The organism is Nocardia otitidiscaviarum NBRC 14405, from assembly GCF_000308635.1.
GTDB classification, from domain to species: domain Bacteria; phylum Actinomycetota; class Actinomycetes; order Mycobacteriales; family Mycobacteriaceae; genus Nocardia; species Nocardia otitidiscaviarum.
Window position 1 is genome coordinate 219,274 of the sequence record NZ_BAGD01000281.1, and the last position, 10,768, is coordinate 230,041.

Below are 10,768 nucleotides of genomic sequence, written 5' to 3' on the forward strand. Positions count from 1 at the left end.
CTCACACGCCGATCTCCGCACCGACCTCGACGGCGGTCAGCGCATCGCCCACCAGGCCCGCGGCCAGGGTGTTGCCGCCCGCGGGGTCGATGAGCAGGAAGGAGCCGGTGTGCCGGTTGACGCTGTAGTCGTCGGCCACGACGGGGTCGGCCACGCGCACCGAGATGCGGCCGATGTCGTTGAGCGACAGCGTTTCCGGGTTGGGATCGGCGGCCAGGTGCTGTTCGTCGAAACGTTCCAGCAGTGCGCCCACGATGGCCTGGGTGGTGCGGGTGCCGTGCTTGAGCAGCAGGCGCGCACCCGGGCGCAGCGGCTTGTCGCCGAGCCAGCACACGGTGGCGTCGAAGGAGTCGATGGGTTCGGGGGCGTCGGCCGCGGCGGCGATGGTGTCGCCGCGCGAGACGTCCACGTCATCGGCCAGCACCAGGGTGACGCTGCGACCCGGCTGTGCCTGCGGCAGTTCACCATCGGGGGTGTCGATGCGCTCGACGGTGGTGCGGGTGCCCGAGGGCAGCACCACGACCTCGTCGCCCTTGGTGACCACGCCCGCGGCGACCAGTCCGGCGTAGCCGCGGTAGTCCGGGTACTCGGCGGTGCGCGGCCGGATCACATACTGCACGGGGAAGCGCAGCCCCACCTCGTGGCGGCCGTGGCTGTCGGCGTCCACCGGCACCGATTCCAGATGCTCGATGAGCGAGGGGCCGGTGTAGTACGGGGTGTTCTCCGAGCGCGAGGCGACATTGTCACCGTGCAGCGCCGACACCGGAATCTCCTGCACATCCTCGGGAGCCCAGCCGAGTTTGGCGGTCAGTTCCCCGAATTCGCCGCGGATCTTGTCGAACACGGCGGCCGGATCGTCCACCAGGTCGATCTTGTTGACCGCCAGCACCAGCTTCGGCACCCCCAGCAGCGCCATGACCGCGGCATGGCGGCGGGTCTGCTCGATCACGCCCTTGCGGGCGTCCACGAGCAGGATCACCAGCTGCGCGGTGGACGCGCCGGACACCGTATTGCGGGTGTACTGCACATGTCCCGGCGTATCCGCGAGTACGAAAGACCGCTTGGGCGTGGCGAAGTAGCGGTACGCCACGTCGATGGTGATGCCCTGTTCACGCTCGGCGCGCAGGCCGTCCACGAGCAGTGACAGATCCGGGGTGGACAGGCCCTTGTCGACCGAGGCGCGGGTGACCGCGTCGATCTGGTCGGCCAGAACGGATTTCGTGTCGTACAGCAGGCGTCCGACCAGGGTGGACTTGCCGTCGTCCACCGACCCGGCGGTGGCGAGTCTCAGTAGGTCGGACATCAGAAATAACCCTCTCGTTTACGGTCTTCCATGGCGGCCTCGGAGACGCGGTCGTCGCCGCGGGTCGCGCCACGTTCGGTGAGCCGGGACGCGGCCACCTCGGCGAGAATCGCCGCGTTGTCGGCGGCATCGGAAATGATCGCGCCCGTGGTGGAGCCGTCGCCCACGGTGCGGTAGCGCACCGACTTGACCACCAGTTCCTCACCCTCGGCCGGACCGCCCCAGGAACCCGGGGTCATCCACATGCCGTCGCGCAGGTACACCGGGCGCTCGTGGGCGTAGTAGATGGTGGCCAGCTCCACGTTCTCGCGGGCGATGTAGCGCCAGATGTCCAGCTCGGTCCAGTTGGACAGCGGGAACACCCGCACATGCTCACCGGGCGCGTGGCGACCGTTGTACAGGTTCCACAGTTCGGGCCGCTGCCGCTTGGGATCCCAGCGTCCGAAGGCGTCGCGCAGCGAGAAGATGCGCTCCTTGGCGCGCGAGCGCTCCTCGTCGCGGCGGCCGCCGCCGAAGACGGCGTCGAAGCGGTTCTCGGCGATGGCGTCAAGCAACGGCACGGTCTGCAGCGGATTGCGGATGCCGTCCGGGCGTTCGGTCAACCGCCCGTCGGCGAGGTACTCCTCGACCGAGGCGACATGCAGGCGCAGCCCGTACTTCTCGACCACCTTGTCGCGGAACTCGAGCACCTCGGGCAGGTTGTGCCCGGTGTCCACGTGCAGCAGCGCGAAGGGCAGCGGCGCGGGCCAGAACGCCTTGATGGCCAGGTGCAGCAGCACCGTGGAGTCCTTGCCGCCGGAGAACAGGATTACCGGCCGCTCGAACTCGCCCGCCACCTCGCGGAAGATGTGGATGGACTCCGACTCCAGCGCGGCCAGGGTGTCGAATTCGGTGACAGTGTTATCGGTGACAGCGTTCGGCTCGATCAAACTGGTCATGAGGCGTGCAACCCGCATTCGGTCTTGGCGAGCCCGGCCCAGCGGCCGGATCGCGGATCGGATCCCGGTTCCGGCTTCCGTGTGCACGGAGCGCAACCGATGGACGGATATCCCTCTTCCACAAGGGGATTGACGAGGATGCCGTTGGCCTCGATATAGGCGGCCATCTCTTCGTCGGACCAGGCGGCGATCGGATTGATCTTCACCAGGCCGAACGCCTCGTCGAAGGAGATCAGGGGCGCGTTGGCGCGGGTGGGAGCCTCCACCCGGCGGATGCCGGTGACCCAGGCGTTGTAGCCGGACAGCGACCCGCGCAGCGGCACCACCTTGCGCAGGCGGCAGCACTCTCCGGCGTCGCGGGCGAACAGATCCTTGCCCAGCAGCTGATCCTGTTCGGCCACAGTGTGTTCGGGCGTGACGTTCACGATGTTCACGCCGTACACCATCTCCACGGCGTCGCGGGTGCCGATGGTCTCGGCGAAGTGGTAGCCGGTGTCGAGGAACAGCACGTCCACCGGACCCCGATCGACGGCGCCGCCGTCGGCCCGCACCTGCGCGGCCAGCTGCACCAGCACGGCGTCCTGCATATTGGAGGCGACGATGTAATCGGATCCGAAGGTGTCCTCGGTCCACCGCAGCAGTTCCAGCGCGGTGGCGTCCGGACCGAGTTCGGCCGCCCCCTTCTCGGCGATGGCCCGCAGCTCGGATTCAGCGAGTTTTATTGTCATACCGGGTATCTCCCAACTACCGCAGATCTGCCTCGTCGGCGCGAACAGCCCACTGCGCGAACCGCTCGTCACCGTCACGGTTCTTGACGAAGTTGCGCACCACGCGCTCGATGTAGTCGCCGAGCTCGGCGCTGGTCACCTTGTGCTGGCGCAGCTTGCGGCCGAAACCGCTGTCGAGCCCGAGGCTGCCACCCAGGTGAACCTGGAAGCCCTCCACCTGATTCCCGTCGCCGTCGTCGACGAGCTGGCCCTTGAAGCCGATATCGGCGATCTGGGACCGGCCGCACGAGTTCGGGCACCCGTTGATATTGATGGTGATGGGCACGTCCAGGTCGGCGTTGATGTCCGCGAGCCGTTGCTCGAGTTCGGGAGCCAGCACCTGCGAGCGCTTGCGGGTCTCCACGAACGACAGCTTGCAGAACTCGATACCGCTGCACGCCAGCAGATTTCGTCGCCAGTGCGACGGACGGGCGTGCAGACCCAGCGGTGCCAGCTCGTCGATCAGCTGATCGACCTTGTCGTCGGCCACATCGAGGACGATGAGCTTCTGGTAGGGGGTGAAGCGCACCCGGTCGGAGCCGACGCGCTCCACCGCATCGGCGACCTGCTGCAGGATGGTGCCCGAGACGCGACCGGCGATGGGGGAGAAGCCGACCGCGTTGCGGCCGTTGCGCAGCTTCTGCACCCCGATGTGGTCGATGGGGCGCGCGGGCTTCTCCGGGGCGGGTCCGTCGATGAGCTTGCGCTTCAGGTACTCGGTCTCGAGCACCTCGCGGAACTTCTCGACGCCCCAATCCTTCACCAGGAACTTGATGCGGGCCTTGGTGCGCAGGCGGCGGTAGCCGTAGTCGCGGTAGAGCGCCACGATGGCCTCCCACACATCGGGCACCTCGTCGAGCGGCACCCACGCGCCCAAGCGCTGCGCCAGCATGGGATTGGTGGACAGGCCGCCGCCGACCCAGACATCGAGTCCGGGACCGTGTTCGGGATGTTCGACGCCGATGAAGGCGACGTCGTTGATCTCGTGCACCACGTCCTGCTGGCCGGAGATGGCGGTCTTGAACTTGCGCGGCAGGTTGGAGTAGCGCTTGTCGCCGATGTAGCGCTTGACGATCTCGTCGATGGCCGGGGTGGGATCGAGGATCTCGCCGAAGGATTCACCGGCCAGCGGCGAACCCAGGATGACGCGCGGGCAGTCGCCGCACGCCTCGGTGGTGTGCAGGCCGACCTCCTCGAGCCGCCGCCAGATCTCCGGCACGTTCTCGATCTCGATCCAGTGGTACTGCACGTTCTCGCGGTCGGAGAGGTCGGCGGTGTCGCGGCCGAATTCGGTGGAGATCTCACCGATGGTGCGCAACTGCCGGGCATTGAGCGCGCCCGCGTCGCAGCGCACCCGCATCATGAAGTACTTCGCCTCGAGAATGTCGATGTTCTCGTCGCCGGTCCAGGTGCCGTCGTAGCCCTCTTCGCGCTGGGTGTAGAGGCCCCACCAGCGGAAGCGGCCGCGCAGATCGCTCTTGTCGATGGAGTCGAATCCGGCCTTGGAGTAGATGTTCTCGATGCGGGCGCGGACGTTGAGCGGGTTGTCGTCCTTCTTGTTCTGCTCGTTGGGGTTGAGCGGCTCGCGGTAGCCGAGCGCCCACTGGCCCTCGGACTTGCGGCGAACCGGCCGACCGGTGCGCTCCCGAGGTGCCACGGGCGCTTCCGAACGCGGCCGGTCCGGGCGCACGCGTCGCTCGGCGGCGGGACGTGCGGGCCGGGCGGGGCGAGCGGAATCGGAACTGGTGGCGTCGGTGCTCGACGTCATGGGGATCGCTCCTGATGGGTCTTGCGGGCAGGCGGGAGGGGCTGGCTCACGCCTCCGAATCAGTGATACGGCTATCAGCGAACCGGTTTCCGCGGCGTCGCGGTGACGCCGGTTTCCGGGAAGAGTGGGGAGCCGATCTACCGGAGGCTTCCGGGCAGACAGCTCGCGCTGCAGACGCGCTTGAAGTCGACATGGCGTCGTGCCACGAGTCGTACTCCGAGTGCCGTCATGCAGCTTATTGTGCCATGTCAGACGGGTTGTTCCGACCGCTCGACAGTATTTTCCGGACTTCTCCGGGAAATCCCCTGGACAGCCGACCTGATTTGTGACGCTTCTCATAGCGCGGCCCGCCACCGGTTTTCGGGTATTGACCTGAACCGGTATCGAGGTTGAACGATCTCGGGTATGACGACACCCGATATCGATACCGCCGCCGAACTCGAGGCCATCCACGCCGTGGTCGCCGCCGTCGACCGTGCCCAGCGTGCCGAGGACGCCGACGCCTTCCTGGCCCTGTTCCACCGCGAGGCCATCTGGACCACGGGTGCGGGCAGATTCCTCGACGGACGCGACGAGATCGCCGAGTTCACCCGTGCCGTGCTGCCCGGTGCGACCAAGGACGGCTACGCCACCTACGAGGTGTTCTTCGTGCGTTTCATCCGGCCCGACGTGGCCGCGGTCAAGGTCCGGCAGCGCTATCTCTCCCACGACGGCGAAGTCCAGTCCGAGGGCTCACCGCTGTACGGCATGACCAAGGAGGACGGCCGCTGGCTGCTCACCTTCTGCCAGAACACCCCGGTCGTCGACCACTGAGCAGCGGTACCCGGCACCTCCGTCGGCCTGAGCCGTACGGCCGCCCCCGCCAGTCGAGTGAGGTGCTGCCCGCGGTGTGATGTGCGCGACCGGTCAGACTGGTGAGGTGACCGCATCCGCTCCGTCCTCCGCTCACGCCACCCCGGCGGGCTCCGAGTCGCCGGTGCCGACGCTGCGCGACTTCGGGGGCGGGGCGTTCGGGATCTACATTCACGTCCCGTTCTGCGCCACCCGGTGCGGGTACTGCGATTTCAACACCTACACGGCGGGGGAGCTGGGCAGCTCCTCGTCGCCGCAATCCTGGTTCGAGGCGTTGCGTGGGGAATTAGCCACGGCAGCAAGGGAATTCGAGGCGCTGCCGAGTGCGGTGCCGCGGGTGGAGACCGTGTTCGTCGGTGGCGGGACGCCGTCGCTGCTCGGCGGGGACGGGCTGGCCGACGTACTCGACGCGGTGCGCGCGCACTTCACCCTGGCCGCCGACGCGGAGGTGACCACCGAATCGAATCCGGAATCCACCTCGCCCGCCTTCTTCGAGCGGCTGCGCGCGGCCGGGTACACCCGCATCTCCCTGGGCATGCAATCCGCCGCCGCGCACGTGCTGAAGGTGCTCGACCGCACCCACACCCCCGGCCGGGCGGTGGCCGCCGCCCGCGAGGCGCGCGCCGCCGGATTCGACCACGTCAACCTGGACCTCATCTACGGCACCCCGGGCGAGACCGACGCCGACCTGGACGCCAGCCTCGACGCCGTGCTCGCCGCGGGGGTCGACCACGTCTCCGCCTATTCGCTCATCGTCGAGGACGGCACCGCCCTGGCCCGCCGCGTGCGCCGCGGGGAACTGCCCGCCCCCGACGAGGATGTGCTCGCCGCCCGCTACGAACGCCTCGACGCCCGCCTCGAACAGGCGGGCCTGCACTGGTACGAGGTCTCCAACTGGGCCGCCGACGACACCGCCCGCTGCCGCCACAACCTCGGCTACTGGGACGGCGGCGACTGGCTCGGCGCGGGTCCGGGCGCGCACAGCCACGTGGGCGGCGTGCGCTGGTGGAATGTGAAGCATCCGGCGCGCTACGCGGAGCGGGTCGCCACCGGCGCGCTCCCGGCCGCCGGGTGGGAACAGCTCACTGCCGAGGAGCGCTACACCGAGCGGGTCATGCTCACCGTCCGCCTCCGCACCGGCCTGCCCCTCGACGACCTCGACGCCGCCGGTCGTGTCGCCGCCGCCCGTGTCATCGCCGACGGGCTCGCCGAACGCCGCGAGGACCGCCTGATCCTCACCGACCGCGGCCGCCTGCTGGCCGACGCGGTCGTCCGCACACTGCTCACGTAGCCCGACCGCCCTGCGATCCGCGCCTGGACGCGCGTGATCCATGCCAGGCCGACCGGGGCGGGCGCGCCGAAACCGTGCCGCGATACCGGGGCGGCCGACTAGGCTGCTGCCCACCAGGGCTTTCGAGTTCGTATCGCGGCTGCGAGGAATCCGTCATGTACGACGAGGACATTGTTCCGTTCCAGGTGGAGATCGGCCGGGACGAGTTGTCGGATCTACGCCGACGGCTCGGCGAAACCCGCTGGCCCACACAGATTCCCGGCGTCGGGTGGGCGCGGGGCGTCCCGGTCGACTATCTGCGCGAACTGGCCGGGCACTGGGCGGAGCGGTTCGACTGGACGGTGTGGGAGAAGCGGCTCAACTCCTATCCGCAATACCTCACCACCATCGACGGCACCCGAATCCACTTCCTGCACATCCGTTCTCGCCATCCCGATGCGATTCCGCTGGTGCTGCTGCACGGCTGGCCCGGGTCGGTGCTGGAATTCCTGGACGTCATCGAACCGCTCACCGATCCGGGGGACGACGGTCCGGTCTTCGACCTGATCATTCCGTCGCATCCCAATTTCGGATTCTCCGGTCCCGCCCCCGATATCGGCTGGGACAGCACCCGCACCGCCCGCGCTTACGCCGAACTCATGCGCCGCCTCGGCTATCCCCGCTACGGGGTGCAGGGCGGCGACTTCGGCGCGTTCATCGCCCCGGATCTCGGCCGCATCGACTCCGGCAGCGTGATCGGCGTGCACGTCAACGCCGCCACCATGGGCTTCATCCCCTACGGCCCGGTACCGGACCAGGAGGTGGAGACCCTCACCGAACTCGAGCGCATCCGCCTGCTGCGCCTGGGCCGCTACCTCTCCGACGGCAGCGGCTACTTCCAGATCCAGGGCACCCGACCGCACACTCTCGGCTTCGCGCTGGCCGACTCCCCGGCGGGCCAACTCGCCTGGATCGTCGAGAAGTTCGAGGCATGGACCGGCACCGACGGCACCCTGGACGACCGGGTGAACCGCGACCACATGCTGGCCAACATCTCCGTCTACTGGTTCACCAACACCGGAAGCAGCTCGGCCCAGCTGTATTACGAGTCGCTGCACACCCGCAACCTCCCCACCCCCTCCCGCACCCCCACGGCCGTGGCCAACTTCGCCGAGGATGTCGCCATCCGCCGCTATGCCGAACAGGTCAACCACATCGTCCGCTGGACCGACTACGACTCCGGCGGCCACTTCGCGGCCATGCAGACCCCCGACATCCTGGCCGCCGACATCCGCGCCTTCTTCGCCGGACTGAGCTGATTCACCACGCCGAACTCCGCACAGACGCGTTCCGGCGACGGACAATGGGCGGATGGCGCTCCAATCCCTGATGGTTCAGCTCGGCACGCCCGCCCCCGACTTCACCCTGCCGTCCGTCGACGGTGACACGTTCTCCCTGAGCAGTTTCGCTTCCCAACCGGCCCTGCTGGTCGCCTTCCTGTCGAATCACTGTCCGTACGTGCGGCGGATCGAGCACGCGTTCGGCGCGGTGACCGCGGAACTGGCGTCCGAGGGCCTGGCCACGGTCGCGATCGGCAGCAACGATGTGCGCAACTATCCCGACGACGATGCCGACCACCTGCGTGAGCAGGCGCGGCGGGCCGGATTCCGGTTCCCGTACCTGATCGACGAATCGCAGGAGGTGGCCAAGGCGTTCCGAGCGCAGTGCACCCCGGATCTGTTCCTCTACGACGCCGACCGTCGCCTGGCCTACCGCGGCGAATTCGACGCCGCCCGGCCCGGCAACGATCTGCCCTCCGACGGTGCGTCGCTGCGGTCGGCGGTGTCGTTCGTATTCGCGGGCGGCATCGTTCCGGAACCGCATACGCCCAGCATCGGCTGCGGCATCAAATGGAAGCCCGGCAATGAACCGCGGATGACCTTGGGATAGTTCTGCGGGCCGATATCCACGCAGCTGGTGACGGGTGCGCGGGCGATACGCCGTCGGGCAATTAAACTGGATCGCGGATCAACCGGGAATCCGCGAGTCCACCCTGCGCTCCGAACGGGTGCGGGCGGGCGGCGGACCCGAAGGCGAACGAGGAGGTGGGGCAGATGTCGAGCACCGAGCAACGGCGGCTCGAAGTCCTGCGCGCGATCGTCGCGGACTACATCGCGACCAAGGAACCGATCGGGTCCAAGAGTCTGGTCGATCGACACAACCTGGGCGTCTCCAGCGCGACCGTGCGCAATGACATGGCGGTGCTGGAGGCCGAGGGCTACATCACCCAGCCGCACACCAGCTCCGGCCGCATCCCCACCGACAAGGGCTATCGCCAGTTCGTCGACCACATCGCCGAGGTGAAACCGCTGTCCGGGGCCGAGCGGCGGGCGATCATGGAATTCCTGGAGAACGGCGTCGATCTCGACGATGTGCTGCGGCGCGGGGTGCGCCTGCTGGCCCAGCTGACCCGCCAGGTCGCCATGGTGCAGTACCCGACCGTCACCGCCTCCACCGTCCGCCATCTGGAGGTGGTCGCGCTCAATCCCGCCCGGCTGCTGCTGGTGGTCATCACCGACACCGGCCGCGTCGACCAGCGGCTGGTGGAACTGGGCGATGTGGTCTCCGAGGAAGATCTCGCCGCGCTGCGCGGCATGCTCGGCAAGGCCATGGACGGCAAGCGCTTGGGCGCGGCCTCGGCCGCGGTGGCCGAACTGCCCGAGCACGCCCCGGCCAAGCTGCGGGATGTGCTGGTGCGGGTGTCGACGGTATTGGTGGAGACCCTCGTCGAACATCCGGAGGAGCGGCTGGTGCTCGGTGGCACCGCCAATCTGACACGCAGCGCCTCCGATTTCGCGGGCAACGGCTTCCCCGGCTCGTTGCGCTCGGTGCTGGAGGCGCTCGAGGAGCAGGTGATCGTGCTGAAGCTGCTGGCCGCGGCACAGCAGCCGGGTACCGTGACCGTGCAGATCGGGGAGGAGACCAAGGTCGAGCAGATGCGCGGCACGGCGGTGGTGTCCACCGGCTACGGCGTAACGGGTACCGTGCTCGGGGGAATGGGTGTGCTCGGTCCGACCCGGATGGACTACCCCGGGACCATTGCTTCGGTGGCCGCGGTCGCCCGGTATATCGGTGAGGTGCTCGCCGAACGGTGAGCCGGTTGAAGAGTGTTTCCCCGCACGGGCGGGGACGAGCCCCAGGACAGGACTAGAGAGCGCAAGTGGCACGGGACTATTACGCACTGCTCGGTGTCGCGCGTAACGCGACCGACCAGGAGATCAAGCGCGCCTACCGCAAGCTGGCGCGTGAACTGCATCCCGATGTGAATCCGGATCCGGGTGCGCAGGAGCGCTTCCGCGAGGTGTCGAGCGCCTACGAGGTGCTCACCGACCCGGAGAAGCGGCGCATCGTCGACCTCGGCGGTGACCCGCTGGAGTCCGGCGGCGGCATGGGCGGCGGCTTCTCCGGTGCCGGTTTCGGCGGCCTCGGCGATGTGTTCGAGGCGTTCTTCGGCGGTATGGGCGCTTCCGGTGGTCAGCGCAAGCCGCGTGGGCGGGTGCAGCCCGGCGCGGATTCGCTGCTGCGGACGCGGCTGTCCTTGCAGGAGTGCGCGGTGGGGGTGACCAAGCACCTCACCGTCGACACCGCCGTACTCTGCGACCTGTGCCAGGGCGCGGGCACCAACGGCAACTCCAAGCCGGTGCGCTGTGAGACCTGTGGCGGCGCGGGCGAGGTGCAGACCGTGCAGCGGTCCTTCCTGGGCCAGGTCATGACCTCGCGGCCGTGCCCGACCTGCCGTGGCGCGGGGGAGACCATTCCCGATCCGTGCCGCAAGTGCGGCGGCGACGGCCGGGTGCGGTCGCGGCGCGA

General features: G+C 68.5%; 11 protein-coding genes. 6 read left to right on the plus strand and 5 right to left on the minus strand.

Features of this window, described 5'->3' with window-relative positions; translation table 11 throughout:
- Nucleotide 1: 1 nt before the first annotated feature.
- The 5 genes from ON31_RS34320 to ON31_RS38670 all read right to left on the minus strand — a co-directional run bounded on the left by ON31_RS34320 (nucleotide 2) and on the right by ON31_RS38670 (nucleotide 5,006).
- The gene (locus tag ON31_RS34320; protein ID WP_039819346.1) at nucleotides 2-1,303 is read right to left on the minus strand and encodes a sulfate adenylyltransferase subunit 1; all 1,302 of its coding nucleotides are present in this window, start codon (nucleotides 1,301-1,303) and stop codon (nucleotides 2-4) included.
- Entirely contained in the window at nucleotides 1,303-2,241 is a 939-nt protein-coding gene (cysD, locus tag ON31_RS34325) for a sulfate adenylyltransferase subunit CysD (RefSeq protein ID WP_029932046.1), read from the minus strand. Before cysD ends, ON31_RS34320 begins: the two co-directional genes overlap by 1 nt.
- Complete coding sequence (locus ON31_RS34330) at nucleotides 2,238-2,969, minus strand: phosphoadenylyl-sulfate reductase (RefSeq protein WP_039819347.1); 732 nt, start codon at nucleotides 2,967-2,969, stop codon at nucleotides 2,238-2,240. Before ON31_RS34330 ends, cysD begins: the two co-directional genes overlap by 4 nt.
- Nucleotides 2,970-2,985: 16 nt before the next feature.
- Nucleotides 2,986-4,776 (minus strand): nitrite/sulfite reductase, encoded by a 1,791-nt coding sequence (locus tag ON31_RS34335; protein WP_039819348.1) that lies wholly within the window; start codon nucleotides 4,774-4,776, stop codon nucleotides 2,986-2,988.
- A gap of 137 nt (nucleotides 4,777-4,913) precedes the next feature.
- Complete coding sequence (locus ON31_RS38670; RefSeq protein WP_368857812.1) at nucleotides 4,914-5,006, minus strand: Ms4527A family Cys-rich leader peptide; 93 nt, start codon at nucleotides 5,004-5,006, stop codon at nucleotides 4,914-4,916.
- 175 nt (nucleotides 5,007-5,181) lie between these two features.
- On the opposite strand from ON31_RS38670, the gene ON31_RS34340 reads away from it, so the two are divergent.
- The 6 genes from ON31_RS34340 to ON31_RS34365 form a co-directional block, all read left to right on the plus strand.
- Nucleotides 5,182-5,589: an SgcJ/EcaC family oxidoreductase gene (locus tag ON31_RS34340; protein WP_039819349.1), complete on the plus strand. Its 408-nt coding sequence runs from the start codon at nucleotides 5,182-5,184 to the stop codon at nucleotides 5,587-5,589.
- 79 nt (nucleotides 5,590-5,668) lie between these two features.
- The gene (gene hemW, locus ON31_RS34345) at nucleotides 5,669-6,919 is read left to right on the plus strand and encodes a radical SAM family heme chaperone HemW (protein WP_039819350.1); all 1,251 of its coding nucleotides are present in this window, start codon (nucleotides 5,669-5,671) and stop codon (nucleotides 6,917-6,919) included.
- Between the two features lie 155 nt (nucleotides 6,920-7,074).
- Complete coding sequence (locus tag ON31_RS34350) at nucleotides 7,075-8,217, plus strand: epoxide hydrolase family protein (RefSeq protein WP_039819351.1); 1,143 nt, start codon at nucleotides 7,075-7,077, stop codon at nucleotides 8,215-8,217.
- Nucleotides 8,218-8,269: 52 nt separating this feature from the next.
- On the plus strand, nucleotides 8,270-8,848 hold the full coding sequence (locus ON31_RS34355; RefSeq protein ID WP_039819352.1) for a thioredoxin family protein: 579 nt from the start codon (nucleotides 8,270-8,272) through the stop codon (nucleotides 8,846-8,848).
- A 164-nt stretch (nucleotides 8,849-9,012) separates the two neighbouring features.
- On the plus strand, nucleotides 9,013-10,053 hold the full coding sequence (gene hrcA / locus ON31_RS34360) for a heat-inducible transcriptional repressor HrcA (protein ID WP_029932053.1): 1,041 nt from the start codon (nucleotides 9,013-9,015) through the stop codon (nucleotides 10,051-10,053).
- 65 nt (nucleotides 10,054-10,118) lie between these two features.
- Nucleotides 10,119-10,768 (plus strand): DnaJ domain-containing protein (locus tag ON31_RS34365; RefSeq protein WP_039819353.1); only part of this gene is annotated, 650 nt, incomplete at its 3' end.